Here is a 22,865-nt window from a genome sequence, read left to right on the forward strand (position 1 = left end):
GCCGCAACGGGAGGTGGACGTGGCGAAGCCTCGCCAGGCGGTCCGGAAGCAGACGCGCACGCCGCATGAGCGGCGGCATGACACCGCGCTGCTCATCATCGACGTCATCAACGACCTGGAGTTCCCCGGCGGGGAGAACGTCCTGCCCTGGGCGCTGCGCATGGTGGAGCGCCTGGGCCCCTTCGCCAAACGCATGCGCAAGGCGGGCGTCCCGGTCATCTACGTCAACGACAACTTCGACCTGTGGCGCAGCAGCTTCACGGACGTCTACAAACACTGCACCCGGAAGGCCAGCCGCGGCCAGCGGGTCGCCCGCGCGCTCAAGCCCCAGCCGGACGACTACTTCATCCTCAAGCCCAAGCACTCGGCCTTCTTCGCCACGTCGCTGGTGCCGCTCCTGGAGCACCTGGGCACGAAGAAGCTGCTGCTCGCTGGCATCGCCACCAACCTGTGCGTCTTCTTCAGCGCCCACGACGCGCACATGCACGAGTACAAGATCACCGTGCTCAGCGACTGCTGCTGCGCGGAGAGCGACAAGGACCACGACCTGGCCCTGGATCAGCTCCAGCGCTTCCTGAGGGTGCGCGTCCGCCGGGGCGACGAGGTGCACCTGGAGCCCCGCTCGCGCCGCCGGGCCACGCGCAAGCCCCCGCCGGAATTCAAATGACGGGGGCCGTCTGACACGACGGAGGACGGCTCAGACGTCCTTGTCGTCGTCCTCATCGTCATCGTCGTCATCGAGGATGTGGCACTTCCCGGCATCCTCGTCGAGCGCCTTGCCGATGAACTCCTTCACCAGGTCGTCGCCGTTGAAGACCAGGGAGAAGTCGACCGTCTCGCCGCCGACGTCCTCCTTCTTGTCCAGGCGGAGCTTGCCGCCCAGCGCCGTCGCGTTCCCGTCGACGCGCGCGCCCGCGGGCACCCGCACCTCGCCGCCAATGGACACCACGTCGCCCTTCACCTTCGCGCCGGGCTCCAGGATGACGCGGCCCCGGATGGCGGCCACGTCGTTGTCCACCACCGCGCCCTTCTTCACGATGACGTCGCCGTCCACCGCGACCGCGTCCTTGATCTTCTCCCCGGGCTCGATGACCAGGTTCGTGCCCTGGACCGCCTTGCTCCCGGCCTTGACGTTGACGCAGATGGTCTTGGATGGCGTCTTGGCTGGCTTCTTGGCCGGTTCCGCCGCCAGCGCGGGCACGGCCAGCGAGCAGGCAAGGACGAGGGCAGGCAGGAGCGGACGGCGCATGGCGGAGACCTCCAGGACGCGGAAGGGGAGCGGCATGCCCTTCCTACGGCCGGCCGCACCCCCCATTGCATCCGGTGCCCCGCTTCAGCCGAGCACGCCCTTCGCCGCGTCGATGGCCTCGTGCGTCCCCGCGAGCGCCAGGATGTCGCCCGCGCGCAGCACCTCCTGCGCGGTGGGCACGAGCACGCCCGCCTCCCCCCGGCGGATGGCCAGCACCGTGGCCCCCGTCATGCCGCGCAGGTTGAGCTCCGCCAGGGTGCGGCCCACCGCCGCGCTGGCCTCGCCGAGCGCCACCGACTCCGGCTCGCCAATCCCAGGCAGCAGCTGACGCACGCCTTGCAGCAGGTCTTTCGGCGGCTCCTCGTCGTCGCCCTTCGCGTGGGACTGCGCCGCGAGCGCCTCCACGATGACCTGCGCGCCCGCGCGCATGTGGCCCTGCAGGTGCGTGGCGCTCTTCCAGAAGGCGAAGCCCATCACCCCCAGGGACACCAGCAGCAGCACCGCGCCGGGCACGCCGGGCAGGAACGGCTGGGTGATGGCCACCACCGGCACGCTCACCATGAAGACGCTGGCCAGCTGGAGCGCCACCACCAGCATCCGGCGCGGCGCCGCCGCCAGGTCCACCTTGCCGTTCGCGGCCGCCGGGAGCGCGCCCTCGGCCAGGATGACGCCCAGCCGGCGCCCCATCCGGACGATGCCCACGCAGAAGGGCAGGGCCAGCGCCACGGCCAGGCCAATGACGACCCAGGGTGTCAGCGTCTTGCCCCAGCCCATGCGCTCGTCGATGAACACCGTGATCCGGGGCAGCAGCACCGACGTGCCGATGACGATGACGGTGACGAACGCCGCGTCCAGCAACATCAAGAGCGCCATGCGCCGCACGCGCGCGCCCACCGTCTTCTGGCGCGGCGACGTGCGCAGGTTCTCCACCCAGCTGCCGTACAGCGACGCGAACGTCTGCAGCGGCGCGGGCAGCTTGCGGTCCACCCAGTTGGCGATGGGGCCGGACGCGCGGATGAGCCACGGCGTCGTCAACGTGGTGATGGCCGACACGGCCACCGCCACCGGGTAGAGGAACAGGCCGGTGGCCTTCAAGGACAGGCCCAGCCCCGCGATGATGAAGGAGAACTCACCAATCTGGGACAGGCTCAGGCCCGCCTGCACGGACGTGCGCGTGCCGTTGCCGGTGAAGAAGGCGCCCAGCGACACGCTGAGGATCTTCCCCACGATGACCACGCCGGTGAGCACCGCGATGGCCGCCCAGTGCTCGCGGATGAGCGCCGGGTCGATGAGCATGCCCACCGACACGAAGAACACCGCGCCGAACAGGTCGCGCACCGGCTGCACCAGGTGTTCAATCTCCTTGCCCTCGCCGGACTCCGCCACCAGCGAGCCCGCCAGGAACGCGCCCAGCGCCACCGAGTAGCCGAACGCCTGCGCCAGGAGCGCGATGGCGAAGCAGATGCCGATGCTGGTGACGAGCGTCGTCTCCGGCCGCTGGAGCTTCGTGATGGCGCGCATGACTCGCGGCACCACGAGCAGGCCAATGGCCACCAGCCCCACGAGGAACGCCGCCAGCTTGCCCACGGTCAGTGCCAGGTCCCACGCGGACAGGCCGGAGCCGGTGGACACCGCGGTGAGCATGGCCATCAGCAGGATGCCGATGAGGTCCTCCACGATGAGGATGCCCACCACGATGCCGCGCAGCGCGCCCCGGATGTTCTGCTCGTCGAACGCCTTGGCGATGATGGTGGTGCTGGAGATGGCGATGCAGCAGCCGGTGAACAGGCTCTCCAGCATCGTCCAGCCGAAGGCGCGGCCGGTGATGAAGCCCAGCCACACCATCACGCTGCACTGGATGACGGCGGTGAGCCCCGCCGTGGGCCCCACCTGGAACAGCTTCCGCAGGCTGAACTCCAGCCCCAGGGAGAACATCAGCAGGATGACGCCCAGCTCCGACAGCGTCTGCACGATGCCTGGGTCCGCCACCAGTGGGACGGGGACGTGCGGCCCGATGATGAAGCCCGCGAGGATGTAGCCCAGCACCACCGGTTGGCGCAGGCGCTGGAAGAGGACCGTGGTGACCGCCGCGACACAGAGGACGGTGGCGAGGGCTTGGAGGAACGCGTGGGCGTCGTGCATGGGAGGGCGCCTCTGGAGGTGATGGGGCTCGCGATGCCCGGCCCCGCCCGCGGTGCGCGGGGCCGGATCCACAGGAAGTTAGGGCGGGCTCAGGCGCATCGCTCGAGCGCGATGGCTCCGCCGATGATGACCAGGCACATCAGGCCGCTCCACAAGAGGCGCGCGCCCTGCCACTGGTCGTGGGTGGCGCCGCCCTGCTGGGGCTCTGGCGAAGGGGTGGGGGTGGGCTCGGGGGAAGGGGACGAAGACATGGAAGAAGGCCTCGCGCGGTCGCCATGGGCGCACCGCGTGCTGGAAGGGTTGCGTTGGGAGGAGGGCCTGCCCGCCTGGCACCCGGAGTTCACACCGGGGCGTCAGGGCGCGGGGCCCTCGAACGAAGACGAGGAAGACGAACCGCTCAGCCCTGGGCGGGGGGACCCTGGGCCGGGCAGTTCACCGTCCGGGGACGGTCCGCCAGCGGCGTGAGCCGGGAGGGCAGCGCGCGGGCAAGCAGGCCCTGGGCGTACGCCAGCACCTGGGCGTCGTAGCGCGCGAGCAGCGCGCGCAGGGTGTCCCACCGGGGAGCGACGGGCGTCGGAGGACGGAGGCTGTCGCCACCCCGGTCCACCTGTTCACGAGGGCCCGGCCGCGGCGCGCCCACGTGGGACCCGTGCAGGAGCCCCGCTTCCTCCCACTCCAACTTCGGACTGGAGGCCTTGCACGACGCCGCGGCGGGTCGGGACGCGGCGACGTCCGCGTGGGTCCCCTCGGGGAGCCCGGACCGCGGCTCCGCCAGCCCCAGGAACGCGGCCACCACCGCCGCGCACACCACCGCCGCCACGGCGAACCGGGTCTCGCGGAGGGCTTCACGCCCGGTATGGGGAAGGGCCGGTGTCATGGGTGGGGCGCCAGGCGTGTCGCACCGGATACGACAGTCGGTGGACAACACAAAATTGCGTCAGCGGAACGCCTTTATACGCACCCGGTGGATCGAGCACCTCGGAAAATCGCGCCCTTGGCGTGGAAATGGTCACGCGGCGACGCACCGGGATGATTTCAGCGGCCCTCGACATTGACGTTGCCACCCCTCAGGGGATATCCCCTTTCGGCAACAGAAAATGAGAACCATTCTCAACTTCGACGACGGATTGGGTGCTGCCCCGACGCTGCCTCAAGCTGTGACCGCCCGTGTGGATGCGGTGCGGGCTCCGGTGGGGCTCTTCCAGTCCTCGACCGCGTCGGTGGAGGGTGGGTGGGGCCGCTGGAGCGGGGCCCTGCTGGCCGCGACCGCGGCGCACGTGCTGGCGCTGGCGGTGGGGTTGACCATGGCCAACCGGCCGGCACCCGCGGTGGTGAAGTCGGAGCCGGAGCTGGTGCTGATGGCGTACGCGCCCCCTCCGCCGCCGCTGGGCGGTGGCGCGCTGAAGCAGGCGTCCGTGGAGCCCGTGAAGCCGGTGGCGCACAAGCCCCGCCCGAAGCGGCAGGAGCTGGTGGTGCCCGCGAAGGTGCCGGAGCCGGTGAAGGAGACGCCGGAGCCGGTGGAGCAGGTCGCGGAGACTCCGGCCGTCACGGAGGTGGCCACGGCCGCGGCGCAGGCGCCCGCGGGCCCGGGCGTGCCGGAGGGCGCGGTAGGCGGCGTCGTCGGGGGCGTGGTGGGCGGGCTGGTGGGCGGCAAGGTCGGTGGGCAGGGCAAGGCGCCGCCCATCTATTCGCCGCGAGAGGTGATGAAGCTGCCGGTGCTGCTGTCCGGCAAGCCCGAGTACCCGCGCCGCGCGCGCGAGGACGGCATCACCGGCGTGGTGATGGTGATGGTGGTCATCGGCACGGACGGCTCGGTGGAGCCCGGCTCGCCCCGCATCCAGCGCTCGGTGCCCGGGCTGGACGAGGCCGCGCTCGAGTCCGTGGCGGGCTGGCGGTTCTCGCCGGCCCTGGGACACGACGGCGCACCGGTGCGCGTGAAGGTCGTGATCCCCGTGAAGTTCGCTCTCAGGTAGTCCCTTCGCAGTCGCGCAGACGCCTTCATGAATCCCAAGCTCCGCTCGGTTCTCTTCTGGATCCACCTGGTGTGCGGCCTCGTCGTGGGGCTCGTCGTCGCGGTGATGTCGTTCACCGGCGCGGCGATCGCGTTCGAGTCGCAGATCGTCGACTGGGCGGACCGTGACGCGCGCCACGCGGCGCCTGCCGCGCAGGGGACTCCTCGCCTGACGCTGGAGGAGATGATCGCGAAGGCGAAGGAGGCGAAGCCGGCCGCGCAGCCTTCTGGCGTGACGGTGTCCCCGGAGGCGGACAGCATGGTGACGGTGGCCCTGGGCCGCGGCGCCGCGGTCTACGTCCATCCCTACACCGGCGAGGTGCGCGAGCAGGGCGCGCAGGGCTGGCGCGCGTTCTTCCACACGATGGAGGAACTGCACCGGTGGCTGGCGGCCTCTGGCGACAACCGCGCCGTGGGCAAGGCCGTCACGGGCGTGAGCAACCTGGCGTTCCTGTTCCTGGGCATCTCGGGCCTGTTCCTGTGGTGGCCGCGCAAGTGGACGCTGCGCTCCATGCGGCCCACGCTGTGGTTCCGCCGGGGCCTCAAGGGCAAGGCGCGCGACTTCAACTGGCACAACGTCATCGGCTTCTGGTCGCTGCCCGTGCTGGTGGTGCTGACGGCCTCCGGCGCGGTGATTTCGTACCGCTGGGCGTCGAACCTCATCTTCACCCTCACCGGCAATGAGCCGCCGGCGGCGCAGGGGCCCATGGCCGCGGCGCCCGTGCCCGTGCCCACGCCCGCGCCGGGGACGAAGCCCCAGCCGCTGGATGCGCAGTTCGCGGCGGTGATGAAGCAGGCCAACGCCTGGGAGAGCATCACCCTGCGGCTGGCCACGCCTCCCGCCGCCGGTGGCCAGGGTGGCCGTGGCGAGGGTGGCGCCCGTGCTGAGGGTGCTCCGCGCGGTGAAGGTGGCGCCCGCGCTGAAGGTGCTCCGCGCGGTGAAGGTGGCGCCAGGGGTGAAGGGCGCGGGGGGCCGGGCGGCGCGAAGGGCCCGCAGGCCAGCGCCTTCACCGTCCGCGAGCAGGAGCGCTGGCCGCTCTTCGCCACCAACACGGTGTCGGTGGATCCCTTCACGGCGCAGACCCTGAAGACGGAGACCTACGCGGACTTCAACAGCGGCCGGAAGCTGCGCACGTGGCTGCGCTTCCTCCACACCGGCGAGGCCTTGGGGTGGTTGGGCCAGCTCATCGCGGCGCTCGCGTCCTTTGGCGCCGTGTTCCTCGTCTACACGGGCTACGCGCTCTCCTGGCGGCGGTTCGTCCCGCGCCGTCGGGTCCAGGCCCCGGCGGCCTCCACGGTCGCGGCGCCTCCGGCCGTGGAGTCGGAAACGCACGCAGCCTGAGACACGGCTCAGCAGCAGCAGCCCCAGGGCCCGGACCGCGAGAGCGGATCCGGGCCTTCGCTTTTCCACCCACCGACGTGTGGCATTCGCCTGGCTGATGCGAAGCAGTGCCGCGACACCTGCCTGTCGCGAAGGTTCCGTCCGCACCCGGGAAGAAATTTCTTGTAACGCCAGGTCTAGTCCTGCATATGAGAATCATTCTCAATTAGGCAGCACTCCTTCCCGAGGGGACCCGTGTCCACAGCCAAGCCCGGTCGTTCTGGAATCCGCTCATCGAATGGCAACCCTGGAGGCGTGCGCGGCGCGCTCTGGCCCTGGGGGCCGGCGGCCGTGGGGCTCGCCTCCGCGCTGGCGGCGGGTGGGGCGGTGGCGCAGGAGACGCCGGTGACGGGTGAGACGGCCACGCCGGTGCAGGAGTCCCGGCCGGTGGAGACGCCCCCCGTGGGCCAGGACGCCCCGTCCCCGGAGCGCACGCCGGAGTCCGCGCCCACCACGGGTGCCCCGGCGACGATGGAGGCGCAGGCCGGCAAGCAGGATGACGCCGACGCCTACGTGTTGCCGGAGGTGTCCGTCGAGGGTGAGACGGCCAGGTACAACGTCACCGAGCCCAGCCTGTCCCGGGTGCCCCGGCCGCTGCTGGACACGCCGCAGACCATCACGGTGGTGCCGGAGCGCGTGATGGAGGAGCAGCAGGCGACGACGCTGCGCGATGCCCTGCGCAACGTGTCCGGCATCACGGTGACGGCGGGCGAGGGTGGCCGCCAGGGTGACTCCTTCTCGCTGCGCGGCTTCTCCGCCCAGACGGACACGCTGCGCGACGGCGTGCGCGACCTGGGCTGGTTCACGCGCGACACGTTCAACCTGGAGGGCGTGGAGGTCTACTTCGGCCCGTCGTCGGTGCTGTTCGGCCGCGGCTCCACGGGCGGCGCCATCAACCTGGTGACGAAGAAGGCGCGCAAGGGCTCCTTCCAGGACCTGCGCCTGTCGGGCGGCACGGCGCCGTCCGGCCGCATCGAGGCGGACATCAACGAGGAGTTCTCCGACAGCATCCAGTTCCGCGTGAGCGCCGCGGGACAGCTGGCGGGCGTCGCCGGCCGTGATGTCGTCACGAAGAACCGGGCGGGCATCGCGCCGTCCGCGCGCTTCCAGCTGGCGCCGAAGGTCGCCCTGGAGGTGGACTACTTCTACCAGCACGAGGACAGCGTGCCGGACTACGGCCAGCCGTACTTCAACGGCTACCCCGTCTCCGTCACCCTGGACGTTCCCCGCGAGAACTTCTACGGCGTGAAGGACAGCGACAAGGAGCTGGTGAACGCGCACATCGGCACGGCGCGCCTGCTGGCGGACCTGGGCGACACGTTCCGCCTGACGAACACGCTGCGCTACGGCGGCGTGAACCGCTTCGCCCGGCCCACCGCGCCGCGCGGCCTGACGCCCGTCGCGGCGCCCACCACCATCGGCCGCCAGCGCTTCGAGACGACCGCGGACAACACCTACTTCGCGGAGCAGCTGGACGTGCGCGGTGCGTTCACCACGGGCTTCCTCAAGCACACCACCAACGTGGGCCTGGACATCTCCCGCGAGCAGCGCGAGCTGGGCCGCTTCAACCTCACCGTGGGCGGCGTCAACATGCCGGCGGACCTGTTCGATCCGGACAACAGCCCGGACCTGTCCGGCGTGGCGCGCGTCCCGGGCGCCACCAACTACAGCCGCCAGTGGAACCTGGGCGCGTACGCGTCGGATCAGATCCAGGTGGGCAAGTACGTGGAGGTGCTGGGCACCCTGCGCCTGGACAACCTGCACAGCGACTACGAGACCAAGGCCGCCAACGGTGACATCGCCGCCTTCGAACAGGAGAACAGCCTGTTCAACTGGCGCGTGGGCCTGGTGCTCCACCCCGCGGAGAACACCAGCGTCTACGGCATGTACGGCACGTCCACGAACCCCAGCGCGGAGCTGGCCACGCTGTCCAACGACACCGTCACGCTGGATCCGGAGAAGAACGAGACCTTCGAGATCGGCGCCAAGTCCGACCTCATCACGGAGCGCCTGAGCGTCAACGCCGCCGTCTTCCGCACCAACAAGAAGAACGCGCGCGTGCCCAACTCCGTGCCGGACGGCCCGCCCGTCGTGCTGGAGGGCAAGCAGCGCGTGCAGGGCTACGCCGTCGGCGTCGCCGGTTCGCCGGTGCGCGGCTGGAACGTCTTCGCCAACTACACGTTCCTGGACGCGAGCATCCAGGAGCACACCAACGACTTCCTGGAGGGCCAGCGCCTGGTGAACACGCCCAAGCGCAGCCTGTCGCTGTGGACCACGTACGCCATCCTGGACTCGCTGTCCGTGGGCGGCGGCGCCACCTACCAGGACGTGGCCACGGTGAACAACCCGGCCAACGCGACGGTGGTGCTCTCCAAGGTCCCCAACTACTGGCGCTTCGACGCGTTCGCGGCCTACACCGTCCTCAAGAAGGTGGACCTGCAGCTCAACGTCTACAACCTGACCGACAAGCTCTACTACGACGCGTACTACGGCGGTCAGGCCGTGCCGGCGGAGGGCGTTTCCGCCCTGCTGTCCGCGCACGTGCGGTTCTAGTCGCGCGCTTCACCTGCCGGGCGTAGGAGGACGTTCATCATGATGGTGCACATCCCGCATGTCCTCACGCCCGAGCAGGTGGCCCACTGCCGCGCCGTCTTCCAGAAGGCGGCGTGGGAGGACGGTCGCACCACCGCCGGCAAGCAGTCCGCGCAGGTGAAGAAGAACCTCCAGCTGCCCGAAGGCAGCCCCGCCGCGCGGGAGCTGGGGGACCTGGTGCTGGCCGGCCTGGAGAAGAGCCCGCTGTTCATCTCCGCCGTGCTGCCCCAGCGCGTCTTCCCGCCGCTGTTCAACCGCTACGAGCCGGGCATGGACTTCGGCTCGCACGTGGACAACGCCATCCGGCCCCTCTTGGGCACGAACCAGCGCATCCGCACGGACGTGTCCGCCACGCTCTTCTTGAGCGACCCGGACAGCTACGACGGCGGTGAGCTGGTGGTGGAGGACACCTACGGCAACCACTCGGCGAAGCTGCCCGCGGGGGACCTCATCGTCTACCCGTCCACCAGCCTGCACCACGTCACGCCGGTGACGCGCGGCGTGCGGCTGGCGTCGTTCTTCTGGGTGCAGAGCATGATCCGCGACGCGGGGCAGCGCTCGCTGCTCTTCGACATGGACACGTCCATCATGCAGCTCACCCGCGAGGTGCCCAAGAGCCCCGCGCTGGTGATGCTCACGGGCGTCTACCACAACCTCCTGCGCCAGTGGGCGGAGCCCTAGCCGGCGCCAGAGCCCGGGGCGGCGCGGTCAGTCCGTGGTCACGTGCAGCGTGAGCACCGGGCACGCCGCGTGGCCCACCACCTTCTGCGCCACGCTGCCCAGCAGCATGCGCGTGAGCCCCTTGCGCTGGTGCGTACCCATCACGATGAGGTCGTACTTCCCGCGCTCGGCCTCCTCCAGCACCACGTTGCCCGCTTCGCCAATCACCACGCGGTGGGACAGCGCCACCGGCGCGCTGCCGTCCACGGAGCGAAGCAGCTTCTCCAGATCCTTGCCTGCCGTGTCGCGCGCCATGGCCTCCAGGGAGGTGGCGTCCCACCCGGGCGAGGCCACCAGGAGATCCGGCGCCACGTACTGCGGCGGCTCCCAGGCGTGGATGACGTCCACCGTCGCGCCGAAGGGGCGGGCGAGTTGCAGCGCGTAGTCCACGACGGAGCGGGACCCGTCCTTCAGGTCCACCGGCACGAGGATGCGTGAAGGGCCAGCCATGGGAGTCCTCCTCCAGGGGGAACAAGGAACGCATAACGCCCACTCGCAGTGGGGGCAAGCAGGCGTTCAGGGAGGGCCGAGCAGCGGGGCGGGCGCGCAGGGCCACCCGCGCGTGGACACTTTCTGGTGCGAGGTCCTGCCCCCCATATGCGCCCTCCCATCGACAACGGTACCGTGCTCATCATTGGCGCCGCCGGCGGCATCGGCCGCGAGCTTGCCCGGCTGCTCTCTCCCCGGGTCAGGACCCTGGTGCTCGTCGCGCGCGACGTGGACGACCTGGGGGCCCTGCGGGAGGAGCTGCTCGCCCGGAATCCAACGCTGGGGGTGATGATCCGCGCCTGCCGGCTGGATGATCCGCGCGCCGTGGACGCGCTCTTCGAACACCTGGAGCGCCACTACGTCCGCGTGGACGTGCTCATCAACAACGCGGACCACGCCTCCAGCGGGCTGTACGCGGAAGAGCGCTGGAAGCGCATCGAGGAGCTGGTGCAGGCGAACGTGCTGGCTCCGGCCATGATCACCCACCGCCTGCTGGGGCCCATGCTGGAGCGCGGGCGGGGCGGCGTCCTCATGGTGGGCTCGGGCGCGGCGCGGCTGTTCCTGCCGGGCGCGGTGACGTTCGCCGCCACGCAGCGCTTCCTGGACGGCTTCAGCGAATCCCTGCGCCTGGAGCTGAAGGACGCGGGCATCCCCGTCACCTTCGTGGCCGCGGGGCCGCTGGCGCTGGAGCCGCACCTAGAAGGGGAGGTGACGCCCTTCTTCGAGCTGTCCCTGCGCCAGTGCGCCCGCGAGGCCCTGGAGGGCTTCGAGCGGGGCGAGGCGCTGGTGTACCCGGGCCTGGGGCACCGGTGGGTGATGCGGCTGTTGCGCCTCCTGCCGCGCTCCTTCAAGCGGGGCCTGGGGCGGCTGGCGCTGGGCGGGCTCAAGCGGACGCTGCTCTTGAACCCGTCCGGGCCCGGACCGAACGCTCCCCCCCGGCCGGTGCTGCTGGCCGGAGGGGAGCCCTCTTCCGCGACGTGACGTGACGGCCTACAGGCCGATCTCCGCGAGGCGGGCCTTCACGCGCGTGGCCTTCACGCCGGTGTTGGCCGTGCCGCGGCCCTGCGAGTTGCCGCCGATGCCGATGTGGTGCAGCGCCACCACCTGGTTCGTGGACGTGGAGATGACGGGCGAGCCGGACGAGCCGCCCAGCGTGTCCGCGTCGTAGGAGATGTCCGTGGTGCTGTAGTTGCCGTTGAGCACCGCGCCCGGCGAGGACTTCTTCGTCGGGGTGCAGGACGGCGTCGTGTAGTAGTCGCAGTTCTGGTTCACGACGTACACGGCGGAGCCCGTCGCCGCGTTGGTGCTGGAGACGGTGAGGAAGCCGTACACCTGGCCGGGCAGCTGGCCGTTGACGGCCGAGCAGCGCAGCGCCGTCATGTCGTCACTGCTCCACGTCTTGATGAACGTGGCGCACGAGTACCAGACGCGCGACGCGGACGCGACGCCGTCCTCGTAGTTGAACGACACGCGCGCGCCCACCGCGTCCGCGCTGCTGCCGACGCAGTGGTTGTTGGTGATGATGACGTCGTTGGACACCAGCCACGCCGTGCAGCGGCTGCCCACCGCGGGGATGGAGAGGTAGCCCACTGCCAGGGACCGGGTGCGCTGCGTGCCCGTCAGGGACGTGGCGCTCACCCAGTTCAGCGTGCCCACGATGACGTGGGACTCCTGCGACGCCAGCGCCTCATTGGTGGGCTCCGCGTCCGGCACGTCCATGGGCTCCACGGAACCACACGCCGTCAGGCCCATCACCAGCATCGCACCCACGAGCTTCTTCGCGGCCATCACTGACTCTCCCCCCGCGCGGCATTGCGCGGCGCGGGAGGCCAAGGCACGCGGCGTGCCACGGCGGCCCCCAGAGGAGGACCGCCGTCACCCACCCGCACGGGTGGTGCGCGGATGCTCCGTGCAATCCGGTTGCGTTTGTAAAGAAACGTCACGTTCCCCGGCGATTCCCCAGCCATCCCGGGAGCTTGCGTGAATTTCCGGGAGTGCCGTTTTTACGGACATGCGGGGGCCGTCCCTGTCCCAGGCGGAGACAGGGGCGGGGCGGGCGGAATTCTTCAGCCGATGATCATGTCCTCGCGCTCGAGGGTGCCTTCCTCGAAGCGGCGGAGGTTGAAGCGGGTGAAGAGCTCGTCGGAGGCGCCGGAGGTCATCCACTGAGCCATCCGCTCCGCGACGGCGGGGGCCATCATGAAGCCGTGGCCCACGAAGCCGGACATCTGGAGCAGGTTGTCCAGGCCCGGGGTGCGCCCGAGGATGGGGTTGTTGTCCGGGGTGACGTCGTAGAGGCCGCCCCACTGGCGCAGCACCTTCACCTGGCCCACGTGCGGCAGCTGCTCCGTGAGGGCGCGGGCGAAGCGCGACACGAAGCGCAGGGTGCTGCCCATGTTGGGGCCGGCGGGCTCCTTCGGGTCGCCCATGCCGCCCACGATTTCGCCGCGCATGGACTGGCTGAAGTACAGGCCCGTGTCGAGCACCGACACCAGCGGCGACAGGAAGGGCTTGAGCGGTTCGGTGCTGAGGATCTCGTGGCGGTGCGGTTCGTTGGGCAGCGACACGTCCGCCAGCTTCGCGACCGCCGGGCTCCACGCGCCGGAGGCGATGACGACGGTGTCGCAGGCGATGTCGCCCCGGTCCGTCTTCACCTTTCGCACCTGGCCGTTGCTCGTCTCGAAGCCGGTGACGTTGGTGTACGTCTCCACCTTCACGCCGCGCTTCACGCAGCCCTGCGCGTAGCCCCACAGGAAGGCCCAGGGGAAGATGACGCCGTCCTCCGGATTGTAGGCCGCCGTCACGCAGTCCTTCATCGTGAGGTCCGGGACGATCTGTCGCGCCTCGTCCGCGGTGATGATGCGCGTGGGCACGCCGTACTTGTTGTGCAGGGCGGCGTTGCGGTCCAGGCGGTACGCGGTGTCCTTGCGCTTGGCCAGGAAGAGGTAGCCCCCCTGGCGCAGCCACACGTTGACGCCCAGCTCACGCGCGAAGCCCTTCATCAAATCGATGGAGCGCTTGGCCAGCTCAATCAGCGCCGGGGTGCCCCACTGCATGCGCACGCCGCCGCCGTTGCGGCCGGACGCGCCCGCGCACAGGTAGCCGCGCTCCAGCACGACGACGTCCGTCTCCCCGCGCAGCGCCAGGTTGTACGCCAGCGACAGGCCCATGATGCCGCCGCCGATGATGACCACCTTCGCCTTCCGCGGCACCGGCCCTTCCGGGCGCAGCGCGGACGGGAAGTGCTCCAGCTCCTGGGGCACGCCGCCCACGGGCGGGACGGCCTCGTCCACGGGCGCGCTGGCCAAGAGGCGCAGCTCCGTGGGGTACAGCGGCGGGCGGGGCGTGAAGGGCACCACGCCGTCCGGCTTGAGCGCCGGGGCCTTCTGCTTGAGCAGCGCCGCCACCGCGGCGTGGCAGCTCTTGCCCTGGCAGATGCCGGTGCCGAAGCCCGTGTAGCGCTTCACCGACTCCACGTCGTGGTAGCCGCGCTCGATGGCGTGCTCCACGTCCGTGACCGTGACGTCCTCGCAGGTGCAGACGAGCGCCTTGCTCATGACAGCCCTCCCAGCAGCGCCTGCGCCGCGCGTGCGCCCATGGCCGCGGCGTCCTTCGCCGTGCCGACCTTCGCCACGTCGCCCGCGACGAACACGTCCGCCGCCTGCGTGCGGCCGTCCGCGTCCGCCTCGACCCGGAAGTGGCCCGCGTCCACGTCGAACTCCACCTTCGCGCCGCCCTGGCGCGCCAGCTCGAAGCCCGGCGCCACCGGCACCGACACGACGACGGCGTCGCACGACACCTTCTGCTTGCGGCCGCCCCGGGGCGTGAAGCTCAGGCCCGTCACGCCGCGCAGGCCGTGCGCCTTGAGCCCGTCACCGACGACGGCCTTGGGGTGCGCGTTCGCGGGCAGCGGGCCCTTCAGGTCCACCACCGCCGCCACCTCCACGCCGCGCTGGGTGAACAGGTGCGCCAGCGCGTGCAGCTCCGCGCCGTGGCCCACCAGCGTCGCCACCTGGGGCGCCACGTCGTGCTTGCGCAAGAGCAGGCTGGCCGCGCGGCCCGCGATGACGCCGGGCAGGTCGTTGTTCTCGAAGGGGAGGGTGGGGGGATGGCCGCCAACCGTGAGCAGGAAGCGCTTCGCGTAGACCTTGAGCAGCCGCAGGTTCGCGGCCTCCTGGGACGCGACCGCCAGGTAGCGGCCGTGCTCGTCGTCGTACAGGCCGATGACGGTGGCCTTGCGCACCACGCTGCCCTGCGGGAACGCGGTGGCCTCCGGCACGAAGGGCGCGCCGTCCTCCGGGGCGCCGTGGGCCAGCCGTCCGCCCAGGCTCGCGTCGCGCTCGAAGAGCAGGAAGGGCACGCCCTGGCCGGCCAGTACCCGCGCCGCCTCCAGGCCCGCCGCGCCGCCGCCCACCACCGCGACGGGGGTGTGCAGGGTGCGCGGGGGCAGGGGCTCCGGGCCCGCTTCCTTGGGCAACAGGCCCAGGCCGGCCAGCTGCCGGGCCACGCGCGCCATCACGTCCTCCGCCACCGGCACGCCCGCGAACATCTCGTGGTGGTCCAGGCGCTTGGGGAAGAACCAGTCGATGGTCTCGAAGATGTCCACCTTCGCGGACGGGTACGCGTTCTGCCGCTCCAGCCGCATGCCCTCCTTCGCGGGGGTGCGGCAGGTGTAGACGTTGGGCAACCCGTCCACGCGCATGAGGCAGTGCGAGCAGGCCGCGGCGAAGCAGTACGGCCCGCGCGGGCGGTGGTACTTCACGGAGCGGGAGAGGACGTTCTCGCCCGCGGCGATGAGGGAGCACGCCACCGGCTCGCCTTCGATGGCGGGGATGCTCTCGCCCTCGAGGTCCACGGTGATGGCCCTGCCGCGCGGGGTTGCGTCTGGGAGGCGTCGCATGGGTGCCGCGCAAAATGGCGCACCCGACGGGGGCGGTCAAAGCCTGTCAACGGCCGCACGCCCACCGTCAACACCCGCTCCCGACAGTCCAGGTGATGGCGCGCGAGCGTGGGGCTTGTTGGAGAAGGAAAAGCCCCACTCCCGGTACGCTCGGGAGCGGGGCTTCATGATGCGGTGTGGCAATCCCGGGCGGCCGTGAGGCCGGGTGCGTCAAACCGGGTGCTCGCTCCGGGGGAAGATGGGCTCCGGCATTCCCCGGCCGCCCCGGTAGCCGAAGCGGGTGCGGATGACCGAGCCGAAGGCCAGCGGGATGAGGAAGAGGTTGAGCAGGAAGCCCAGCACCGGGATGTGGCTGACCAGGAGGATGAGGCCCAGGCCCAGCGCGAGCACCACCGCCTGCGTCTTGCGTCCGCGCAGCACCGGCAACCGCGTGCCCAGCTCGCTGGCGATGGCCGCGTAGCCCAGCGCCGTGCCCAGCATGGAGGCGACCAGGAGGGCGAAGGCCACCGGGATGCCCACGAGCGTGACGCACAGCACGACGGTCAGCGGGATGAGGGCCAGCGCGCCGACGAAGCCCACGAAGGCGTTGCGGCGGGGGTTGGCGCGGATCTCATCACCCAGCTCCTTCATGCGCGCCGGGAAGAACATCTGCCCCAGGAAGCCCAGGCCGAAGAGGAGCGCGAACTGGAGGATGAACGACGCCAGGCCGCCGCCGCTGTCGTGGTCGTCATCGCCGTCCGAGTCCTCCGCCGGCCCGTTGTGGTTCTGCACGTCCTGCATGCCGCGCTTGATTTCACCCGCCACCATGCGGCCCAGGCCCGCGCCGCCGAAGGACTCCAGGCTGCCCTCCACCCTGGCGCCGTCCGCCTTCTGCACCTGGCCGCCGAAGGCGGACACGTCGCCTTCCACCTGCGCGTCGGGCCCCAGGATGACGTTGCCGCCGAAGGCGTGCGCGTCCCCCTCCACGTGGCCATGGATCTCCAGGTTGCCGCCGAAGGCGACCGCGTCGTCCTCCACGGTGCCCTTCACGATGAGGTTGCCGCCATAGACGACGGCGCTCTCCACGGCCTCGCCCTCCTTCACCTCCAGGTTCTGTCCGCGGGCCACCACGTCCCGGGCGCCCCGCTTGCCCTTCTTGTGCTTGAAGCTGTCGCGGAAGTTGCGCAGCTCCTCGCGGACGCGCTCCTTGGCGGCCTCGGCCTCTTCCTTCGCGGCCTGCATGGCCTCCTCGCGGGCCTGCCGGGCCTCCTCGCGGGCGTCCTCGCGAGCCTGCCGGGCCTCTTCACGGGCCTGGGCAAGCTCCTCCGGCGTCGCGTTCGGGTCCTCGGCGGGTGCCGGGGGCGCGGGCGGGGTCGCGGCGATGACCGGGGCAACGGGCGGCGTGGGCAGGGTGGCCGTGGGGCCGGCGCCGGACTCCTTCTCCTTCGCCGTGAGCGGGCGCAGGGTGAAGATGGAGCCGTCCTGCTCCAGGTGGAGCGAGTAGGCGCGGGCCACGGTGCGCAGGGCCTGCTCGGCGCTGATGCCGCGCAGCCGCACTTCGGAAGGGACGTCCAGGTCGCCGGTGACGACCAGGTTCAGGCCGCCCTTCTCCGCGATGGTCTTGAGCGCGTCGCGCAGGGAGCCGCGGAAGCTCACGTCGATGGTGCGGACCGGCGCGGCGGCGGCCGGGGCGGAGGGGGCCGGGGCGCCTTCCGCGAGCGCCATGGGAGCGCCGAGGAGGAGGGTCGGAAGCAGCAGGCGGGGAAGGATCTTCATGGGCACGCTCAGGCTTCGGAGAGGGACGGGGGAGGGGAGCCGACCAGGCGCTTCAGGCCGAACAGCGACGAGAACACGACGACGGCGACGAAGCAGGCCACCGCCAGCCCCGCGGTGCTCCACAGGGCGTGCGCGCCGCTGAACAGGCCCTCCACGAACGCGCGGGAGCCCGTCACGCTGGACGCGAACGCGGTGCCCATGCGGCCGAGCGCCCTGTCATTGGTGAACAGGAAGCCCAGCCCCACGCCCAGCGACGTCAGCAGGATGCAGAGGCCCGTCCACACCTCGCGGCGCTGGGGCACGGGGCTCTCCGCGACGCGGGCCATCACGTTCACGACCAGCGACGGAGGGGGCAGCGGATCCGCCAGCCGGAACAGGTCCTGCTCCAGCAGGCGGTGGTCCTCCATCAGGGCGGCGCACGCCTCGCACTCCGCGGCGTGATCCAGCGCGGGGCCCTCACCGGCCTCCAGCTCCGCGAAGAGGACTTCCAGGTCGGGGCAGGGGGTGGGGCTCATCGCGTCTCCTCCTCGGCGGGCGTCATCTTCTTGCGAAGCTTCTCACGGGCCCGGAACAGGCGCGCCATGATGGTCCCGGGCGCGCAGCCCATGATCTGCGCGATCTCCTTCGTGGTGCGCTTCTGGACGTAATAGAGGGCCAGCACCTCACGGTCGTCCACGGAGAGCGTCTCCATGGCGGCCTCCAGCGACTGCCGCTCCTCCCGCGCGATGGCCCCGTCCAGCTGGGACACGTCGGCGCTGGGGAGCACCTCCTTCATGGGCTCCAGCTCCTCGGTGCGCACCTTGGTGCGGCGGCGGAGCAGGTCCAGGCAGAGGTTGCGCGTGATGGCGAGCACCCAGAGATCGAACGGGCGCGCGTCGTCGTAGCGGTGCAGGTTCTGGTACGCGCGGAGGAGGGCCTCCTGCGCGACCTCCGCGGCCTCCGCCTCGCTCTGCAACAGGCGCAGCGCCAGGCCGTACACCGGGCGCTGCACGCTGCGAACGAGCGCTTCGAAGGCGGACGGGTCCCCCTTGCGGGCGGCCTGCACGTCCGCCTTCCAGGGGAGCGGGGCGGCGTCCTCAGCCATCAGCATTCCGATGGCCATGGGGAACGAGTCGAGGGCAAGAGCGGTCACGCCCTGGATTACGAGCAGGGCAAAAGACCATTGCGCTGCCCCCGAGCATCACTTCCGCTTCTGTTTTTTCGCGGACTTGGCGGCAGCCAGGCGCTGCTTTTCAGCCTTTTCCGCCCGGCTCTCGGCCTTCACCTGCTTGCGCTGCTTCTGCTTCGCCCGGAAGCCCAGCGGAATCTCCGGCTCCGGCGGGGCAGGGGCCGTGAGGGTGCCCACGGGCGCGGGCCGGGCAGCCGGGCGCTCGGCGCGGTCGCTCCGGACCCCCTTCTTCACGGGTTCGGGCGTGGTCTCGCGGGAGGCGCGGGCCGGACGGCCGATGCGGCTGGGGGCGCGCGGCTCGCGGGCCGGGGGGGCGGGGCGCTTGTCGGCCAGGTCGCGGTGGCGCGACGGGCCTTCGGAGGCGCGGGCGGCGCTGCGGGCCGCGTCCACGCGGGCCTCCTCGTGCTCGGTGGTGACGAGCCGGGGACGCTGCGAGGTGCGGATGTCCTCCTTCGTGTCCTCCGTGTACTCGAAGTGGAACAGGCGCTTGATGACCAGCGTGGCGTACGCGCCCGGGGGCAGCGTGAAGGCCACGTTGACCTTGATCTCGCCGCGGTTCACGTCGTCGTTCTGCGTGCGGCCCACGACGAGCTTGTGCGGGAACATCACCAGCGGGCGCTGCTCCTCCTTGAAGTAGAGCATCCGCTCCGCGCCCTTGATGCGCAGGTCCGGGAGCTTGAGCTTCTCCTTGCCCAGCACCCACGCCATGGCCTCCGCCACCTTCGGATCCTCGAAGGTGGTGTCCGGCCCCACGAGCGGGAAGGTCTTCTCGCGCAGCGTGTGCAGCACGTCCGGGGTCGCGTCCCGGTAGTGCAGCAGCGTGCCGGCCTGGTAGCGCATGGGGAACATGGCCTCGCGCGGCAGCATCAGCTGGAGGTAGCGGCGGACGCCCTCGTTCCAGAGGAAGCTCTGGTACTCGAAGAGGATCATCGCCCGGTAGTCCGAGTCGATCTGCAGGAACGCGCGGAGCCAGTCGCCCGGGTGGTCACGCAGGCTGCGCAGGATGCGGTGGTACTTCTTCGCGCCCTCGAAGGGCACGCGCGCGTCCCAGCGGCCCCAGTTGTCGCGCCAGAAGCCCTTCACCTTGGCGTCCTCGGTGCGGTCCAGGTCCGAGGGGCGGGCGAAGTAGTTGTGCAGCGCGGCCTCGAAGTCGCCCCGGATGAGGTCCTTGGCGATGAAGCCCTGGCCGTGCTTGAGCGCGCCGAAGCGCTGGCTGTCGAAGTAGTTCACCACGCCCAGCCGGTTCACCTCCGCGGCGGCCAGGTTGAGCGGCGCCAGCGAGTCGTGCGTCAGGGCGCGCACGGTGACGGAGAAGCGGTTGGAGGTGATGTTGCGCGCGGACAGCGGCTTGTCCGTCCGGCCCAGGAACTTCAGGCGCAGGTCGGGCTCCTGCATGTCCACGTCGGCGCCGTCCACGGCGATGATCTGCTCGGTCCGGCCCTGCTTGTCCTTGAGGCCGCAGTAGCTGATGGCGCCGGGCTTCAGACCGAACGCGTCACGGATGCGGTTGACCGCGTCGAACGTGGACAGCTTCTGCTTGTCCATGAGGTAGACGCGATGGCGGCCGCTCTCGACTTCGTCGAAGCGGTAGGACTCCTTCACGGAGAAGTCCTCGGGTTTTTGCTTGATTCGCACGACAGCCCCCTTACCAGCGTGGACGCGCGGATAGAAGCGTTCGCGCCCGAAATGGGCATAACCTGTATCCCCATGAGAAACCTTCCCGTCCTGCTCCTGCTGGGGCTCGCTGGCCTCGCCGTGGGGTGCGCGACCCCGCTGTCCACCATGCAGACGGCGAAGACGCTCTCGCCCGGGCAGGTCCAGGTGACGGGCAGCATGGGCGTGTTCGTCCCGGTGGGCACGCTAGGGTCCGTGGTGGACGTGGGCATCGACCAGGGGCGGGCGGCGAAGCGGGCCATCGACAACGACGAGCCCTACACCCTCACGGAGGAGGACCAGCAGCGCCTGGTCACGGCGGGCCTGGCGCTGGCCGTGGCCCCGCCGGGGGTCAACCCGGAGCTGATGGTGCGGGTGGGGCTGTTGGACGGGTTCGACGTGGGCGGGCGCTACAACGGCAACGCGCTGCGCTTCGACGGCAAGGTGCGGCTCGCCCACGGCGGTCCGGGCCCGCGCCGCTCCTATGACCTGGCGGTGGGGCTGGGGGTGTCCAAGCACCTGTTCTCCGGGGCGGTGATGGACGTATTGGAGGTGGTCCAGCTGGGGGACTTCAGCCGGACCGACGTGGAGGTGCCGCTGTACCTGAGCGCGGAGTACGGGGACGTGTTCAAGCTCTACGGCGCCCCCAAGTACGTCTTCAGCCACACGAGCCTGGACGCCCGGCTGGTGGACTTCTCCCAGCAGGGCAAGCCGGTGACGGGCTTCGACGTGAGCCTGCCCTCCAGCGTGAACAGCCACTTCGTGGGCTCCACGGTGGGCTTCGCCCTGGGCTACAAGTACGTGCACTTCTACGCGGAGCTCACCGGGGGCTACGTCTTCTGCAACCCCGTCGTCTTCGGTCAGAAGCGGGACGTGGGCGGGATGACCTTCCTGCCGTCCATTGGCCTGGGCTTCCGGGCCCCGGAGCGGCGTCCGCCCGCGTCAGTGGCTCCCGCGGCGCCGGGGACGGTGGCCCCGCCGTCCACATGAGCGGCCGGGTGGGAGCGGGGACTGACCGGCCGTGCAGGGCGGCGGCGGGCCGGCCGTGGGGCAGCGTCGCGAGCGTTCCTTTGGGGCGGAAGGCTCTGGTAGTGTCCGGGCCGGTGAGGATTCGCGCGTGAACCAGGCACCCGCCCCATTCCCGCCCAGGTCCGGGTCGCACCCGCGCGGGCCGCACCTGACGGGGCGGTTCGCGGACGGGACGCTGGGGGAGTTTCCCCTGGGCGCCACCACGTCGCTCGGCCGCCACCCGTCCAACACGCTGCGGCTGGTGGACCGGGAGGTCTCCAAGGAGCACGCCACCATCGAGAAGGTGGGGCGCGACTTCGTCCTGCGCGACCTGAACTCGTCCAACGGCACCTTCGTCAACGGGCGCCGGGTGACGGGGGAGATGCGCCTCAAGGACGGGGACGAGATCGCCCTGGGCTCCTCCCGGCTCGTCTTCCACAGCGGGGAGGCGCTCCCCGGCGGGGCCAACCCGCCCACGCTGCCGGGCGTGACGGTGGTGGCCAACGCCGTCTCCATGCCGGCCTTCCTGGCGCAGATGGACCAGGTGCCGCAGAACTTCCGCCCCGCGGAGCAGGTGACGGACACCGCCGCGCTGCGCCGGGACTACGAGAAGCTGCGCATCGCCCATGAGTTCCACCGGCAGGTGAGCCTCAAGGGCAACCAGGCCGACCTGTTCGAACAGATCCTGAAGGTGGCCTTCGAGCTGCTGGCGGCCGACCACGGCGTCATCCTGAAGGTGGGCCCGGAGGGGGAGTTCATCCCGGCCGCGGTGCACCACCGGCAGGGCAAGCAGGTGAACGTCATGCTGTCGGACACCGTGCTCAAGCGCGTGGTGGAGACGGGCAAGGCGGTGCTCACGGCGGACGCCATCATCGACGAGCGCTTCTCCGCCGCGGAGAGCATCGTGGCGCAGGGCATCCGCTCCGCCATGGCGGTGCCGCTGCTGGTGAACGGCGACATCATGGCGGTGCTGTTCCTGGACAGCCGCCAGCAGATCAACGCCTTCTCGGAGAAGGACCTGACCATCCTCTCCGGCATCGCCGCGCAGGCGGGCATCGCGCTGGAGAACGCGGCGCTGGCGGAGCAGATCCGCAACGAGGCGGTGACGCGCGCGGAATTGTCGCGCTTTTTGTCCAAGGCGGTGGCGGACGCGGTGATCAACGGCGGCACGGAGGACCTGCGCCAGAGCCGGCTCGCGGAGGTGAGCTGCCTGTTCGCGGACATCCGCGGCTTCACCACCCTGGCGGAGAGCGACTCGCCGCAGGAGGTGGTGTCCATGCTCAACAGCTTCTTCACCGCCATGGCGGACGTGGTGTTCCGCTACGAGGGCAACCTGGACAAGTTCATCGGGGACTGCGTGATGGCGGTGTGGGGTCCGCCGTCGTCGCACCCGGATGATCCGGCCCGGGCCTTGAGGGCCGCGCTGGAGATGCAGGACGCCGTCACGGAGCTCAACCGGCAGCGCGTGCTGGACGGCAAGAAGCCCATCGAGGTGGGCATCGGCGTCAACACCGGGCAGGCCGTCGTGGGCTACATGGGCAGCGCGGAGCGGCACGAGTTCACCGCCATCGGCGACACCGTGAACACCGCGTCGCGGCTGTGCGGCATCGCCAAGAGCGGAGAGGTGCTCGCGTCGGAGGCCACGGTGCGCAAGTCCGGGCCGGGCTTCGACGTGGAGGAGCTGCCGGTGCTCCAGGTGAAGGGCAAGGAGAAGGGCGTGCAGACCTTCCGCGTGCACGGCGCGGAGCTGACCACCTCCACCTCCCGCAAGGTGCGCTGACGGTGCGCCCCTCGTCC

The 22,865-nt window shown here is 70.8% G+C and carries 20 protein-coding genes; 8 read left to right on the top strand and 12 right to left on the bottom strand.

Annotated features, from left to right (window positions below; translation table 11 throughout):
* Positions 1 to 19: 19 nt before the first annotated feature.
* Positions 20 to 667 carry a cysteine hydrolase family protein gene (locus tag AABA78_RS15595; protein ID WP_338263867.1) on the top strand — a complete coding sequence of 216 codons (648 nt, stop codon included), beginning with the start codon at positions 20 to 22 and terminating at the stop codon, positions 665 to 667.
* 30 nt (positions 668 to 697) lie between these two features.
* Here AABA78_RS15595 and AABA78_RS15600 read toward each other — a convergent pair whose 3' ends face one another.
* The 4 genes from AABA78_RS15600 to AABA78_RS15615 all read right to left on the bottom strand — a co-directional run bounded on the left by AABA78_RS15600 (position 698) and on the right by AABA78_RS15615 (position 4,268).
* Entirely contained in the window at positions 698 to 1,285 is a 588-nt protein-coding gene (locus AABA78_RS15600; RefSeq protein ID WP_338263868.1) for a hypothetical protein, read from the bottom strand.
* A 48-nt stretch (positions 1,286 to 1,333) separates the two neighbouring features.
* Entirely contained in the window at positions 1,334 to 3,391 is a 2,058-nt protein-coding gene (locus tag AABA78_RS15605; RefSeq protein ID WP_338263869.1) for a monovalent cation:proton antiporter family protein, read from the bottom strand.
* Between the two features lie 89 nt (positions 3,392 to 3,480).
* On the bottom strand, positions 3,481 to 3,642 hold the full coding sequence (locus tag AABA78_RS15610) for a hypothetical protein (RefSeq protein WP_338263870.1): 162 nt from the start codon (positions 3,640 to 3,642) through the stop codon (positions 3,481 to 3,483).
* A 146-nt stretch (positions 3,643 to 3,788) separates the two neighbouring features.
* Positions 3,789 to 4,268: a hypothetical protein gene (locus AABA78_RS15615; RefSeq protein ID WP_338263871.1), complete on the bottom strand. Its 480-nt coding sequence runs from the start codon at positions 4,266 to 4,268 to the stop codon at positions 3,789 to 3,791.
* A gap of 220 nt (positions 4,269 to 4,488) precedes the next feature.
* Here AABA78_RS15615 and AABA78_RS15620 point away from each other — a divergent pair, with 220 nt between their 5' ends.
* The 4 genes from AABA78_RS15620 to AABA78_RS15635 all read left to right on the top strand — a co-directional run bounded on the left by AABA78_RS15620 (position 4,489) and on the right by AABA78_RS15635 (position 10,056).
* The gene (locus AABA78_RS15620) at positions 4,489 to 5,364 is read left to right on the top strand and encodes a TonB family protein (RefSeq protein ID WP_338263872.1); all 876 of its coding nucleotides are present in this window, start codon (positions 4,489 to 4,491) and stop codon (positions 5,362 to 5,364) included.
* 27 nt (positions 5,365 to 5,391) lie between these two features.
* On the top strand, positions 5,392 to 6,744 hold the full coding sequence (locus AABA78_RS15625; RefSeq protein ID WP_338263873.1) for a PepSY-associated TM helix domain-containing protein: 1,353 nt from the start codon (positions 5,392 to 5,394) through the stop codon (positions 6,742 to 6,744).
* Between the two features lie 294 nt (positions 6,745 to 7,038).
* Complete coding sequence (locus AABA78_RS15630) at positions 7,039 to 9,336, top strand: TonB-dependent receptor (protein ID WP_338263874.1); 2,298 nt, start codon at positions 7,039 to 7,041, stop codon at positions 9,334 to 9,336.
* A 39-nt stretch (positions 9,337 to 9,375) separates the two neighbouring features.
* On the top strand, positions 9,376 to 10,056 hold the full coding sequence (locus AABA78_RS15635) for a Fe2+-dependent dioxygenase (RefSeq protein ID WP_338263875.1): 681 nt from the start codon (positions 9,376 to 9,378) through the stop codon (positions 10,054 to 10,056).
* 27 nt (positions 10,057 to 10,083) lie between these two features.
* On the opposite strand, the gene AABA78_RS15640 is transcribed toward AABA78_RS15635, so the two are convergent.
* Positions 10,084 to 10,545 (bottom strand): universal stress protein, encoded by a 462-nt coding sequence (locus AABA78_RS15640; RefSeq protein WP_171420493.1) that lies wholly within the window; start codon positions 10,543 to 10,545, stop codon positions 10,084 to 10,086.
* A gap of 147 nt (positions 10,546 to 10,692) precedes the next feature.
* Here AABA78_RS15640 and AABA78_RS15645 point away from each other — a divergent pair, with 147 nt between their 5' ends.
* Positions 10,693 to 11,565, top strand: coding sequence for an SDR family NAD(P)-dependent oxidoreductase (locus AABA78_RS15645; protein WP_338263876.1), 873 nt, complete (start codon positions 10,693 to 10,695; stop codon positions 11,563 to 11,565).
* Positions 11,566 to 11,574: 9 nt separating this feature from the next.
* On the opposite strand, the gene AABA78_RS15650 is transcribed toward AABA78_RS15645, so the two are convergent.
* The 7 genes from AABA78_RS15650 to truD all read right to left on the bottom strand — a co-directional run bounded on the left by AABA78_RS15650 (position 11,575) and on the right by truD (position 20,042).
* Positions 11,575 to 12,372 (bottom strand): trypsin-like serine peptidase, encoded by a 798-nt coding sequence (locus tag AABA78_RS15650; RefSeq protein ID WP_171420491.1) that lies wholly within the window; start codon positions 12,370 to 12,372, stop codon positions 11,575 to 11,577.
* Between the two features lie 278 nt (positions 12,373 to 12,650).
* Positions 12,651 to 14,141, bottom strand: coding sequence for an FAD-dependent oxidoreductase (locus tag AABA78_RS15655; protein ID WP_338263877.1), 1,491 nt, complete (start codon positions 14,139 to 14,141; stop codon positions 12,651 to 12,653).
* On the bottom strand, positions 14,138 to 15,484 hold the full coding sequence (locus tag AABA78_RS15660) for a 2Fe-2S iron-sulfur cluster-binding protein (protein WP_338263878.1): 1,347 nt from the start codon (positions 15,482 to 15,484) through the stop codon (positions 14,138 to 14,140). The genes AABA78_RS15655 and AABA78_RS15660 overlap by 4 nt, the downstream gene beginning before the upstream one ends.
* Before the next feature lie 210 nt (positions 15,485 to 15,694).
* The gene (locus AABA78_RS15665) at positions 15,695 to 17,239 is read right to left on the bottom strand and encodes a DUF8173 domain-containing protein (protein WP_338263879.1); all 1,545 of its coding nucleotides are present in this window, start codon (positions 17,237 to 17,239) and stop codon (positions 15,695 to 15,697) included.
* Between the two features lie 8 nt (positions 17,240 to 17,247).
* Positions 17,248 to 17,754, bottom strand: a complete 507-nt coding sequence (locus AABA78_RS15670; RefSeq protein WP_171422243.1) for a hypothetical protein — start codon at positions 17,752 to 17,754, stop codon at positions 17,248 to 17,250.
* A complete protein-coding gene (locus tag AABA78_RS15675; RefSeq protein WP_244982301.1) occupies positions 17,751 to 18,323 on the bottom strand; it encodes an RNA polymerase sigma factor in 573 nt (190 codons plus the stop codon). Before AABA78_RS15675 ends, AABA78_RS15670 begins: the two co-directional genes overlap by 4 nt.
* 96 nt (positions 18,324 to 18,419) lie before the next feature.
* Complete coding sequence (gene truD / locus AABA78_RS15680) at positions 18,420 to 20,042, bottom strand: tRNA pseudouridine(13) synthase TruD (protein WP_338263880.1); 1,623 nt, start codon at positions 20,040 to 20,042, stop codon at positions 18,420 to 18,422.
* A 72-nt stretch (positions 20,043 to 20,114) separates the two neighbouring features.
* On the opposite strand from truD, the gene AABA78_RS15685 reads away from it, so the two are divergent.
* Positions 20,115 to 21,050, top strand: coding sequence for a hypothetical protein (locus AABA78_RS15685; RefSeq protein ID WP_171422149.1), 936 nt, complete (start codon positions 20,115 to 20,117; stop codon positions 21,048 to 21,050).
* A 127-nt stretch (positions 21,051 to 21,177) separates the two neighbouring features.
* Complete coding sequence (locus tag AABA78_RS15690) at positions 21,178 to 22,848, top strand: adenylate/guanylate cyclase domain-containing protein (RefSeq protein ID WP_338263881.1); 1,671 nt, start codon at positions 21,178 to 21,180, stop codon at positions 22,846 to 22,848.
* The last annotated feature ends 17 nt before the right edge of the window (positions 22,849 to 22,865 follow it).

It is taken from the genome of Corallococcus caeni (genome assembly GCF_036245865.1).
In the GTDB taxonomy this organism is placed as follows: domain Bacteria; phylum Myxococcota; class Myxococcia; order Myxococcales; family Myxococcaceae; genus Corallococcus; species Corallococcus caeni.

Excerpts from the sequence above, each read along its gene's own strand:
- AABA78_RS15610 (WP_338263870.1), bottom strand. The coding sequence starts at position 3,642 with ATGTCTTCGTCCCCTTCCCCCGAGCCCACCCCCACCCCTTCGCCAGAG.
- AABA78_RS15665 (WP_338263879.1), bottom strand. The coding sequence starts at position 17,239 with ATGAAGATCCTTCCCCGCCTGCTGCTTCCGACCCTCCTCCTCGGCGCT.
- AABA78_RS15685 (WP_171422149.1), top strand. The coding sequence starts at position 20,115 with ATGAGAAACCTTCCCGTCCTGCTCCTGCTGGGGCTCGCTGGCCTCGCC.
- AABA78_RS15635 (WP_338263875.1), top strand. The coding sequence starts at position 9,376 with ATGATGGTGCACATCCCGCATGTCCTCACGCCCGAGCAGGTGGCCCAC.
- AABA78_RS15650 (WP_171420491.1), bottom strand. The coding sequence starts at position 12,372 with ATGGCCGCGAAGAAGCTCGTGGGTGCGATGCTGGTGATGGGCCTGACG.
- AABA78_RS15670 (WP_171422243.1), bottom strand. The coding sequence starts at position 17,754 with ATGAGCCCCACCCCCTGCCCCGACCTGGAAGTCCTCTTCGCGGAGCTG.
- AABA78_RS15655 (WP_338263877.1), bottom strand. The coding sequence starts at position 14,141 with ATGAGCAAGGCGCTCGTCTGCACCTGCGAGGACGTCACGGTCACGGAC.
- AABA78_RS15620 (WP_338263872.1), top strand. The coding sequence starts at position 4,489 with ATGAGAACCATTCTCAACTTCGACGACGGATTGGGTGCTGCCCCGACG.
- AABA78_RS15605 (WP_338263869.1), bottom strand. The coding sequence starts at position 3,391 with ATGCACGACGCCCACGCGTTCCTCCAAGCCCTCGCCACCGTCCTCTGT.
- AABA78_RS15625 (WP_338263873.1), top strand. The coding sequence starts at position 5,392 with ATGAATCCCAAGCTCCGCTCGGTTCTCTTCTGGATCCACCTGGTGTGC.
- AABA78_RS15640 (WP_171420493.1), bottom strand. The coding sequence starts at position 10,545 with ATGGCTGGCCCTTCACGCATCCTCGTGCCGGTGGACCTGAAGGACGGG.
- AABA78_RS15645 (WP_338263876.1), top strand. The coding sequence starts at position 10,693 with ATGCGCCCTCCCATCGACAACGGTACCGTGCTCATCATTGGCGCCGCC.
- AABA78_RS15600 (WP_338263868.1), bottom strand. The coding sequence starts at position 1,285 with ATGCCGCTCCCCTTCCGCGTCCTGGAGGTCTCCGCCATGCGCCGTCCG.
- AABA78_RS15675 (WP_244982301.1), bottom strand. The coding sequence starts at position 18,323 with ATGGCTGAGGACGCCGCCCCGCTCCCCTGGAAGGCGGACGTGCAGGCC.
- AABA78_RS15615 (WP_338263871.1), bottom strand. The coding sequence starts at position 4,268 with ATGACACCGGCCCTTCCCCATACCGGGCGTGAAGCCCTCCGCGAGACC.
- AABA78_RS15660 (WP_338263878.1), bottom strand. The coding sequence starts at position 15,484 with ATGCGACGCCTCCCAGACGCAACCCCGCGCGGCAGGGCCATCACCGTG.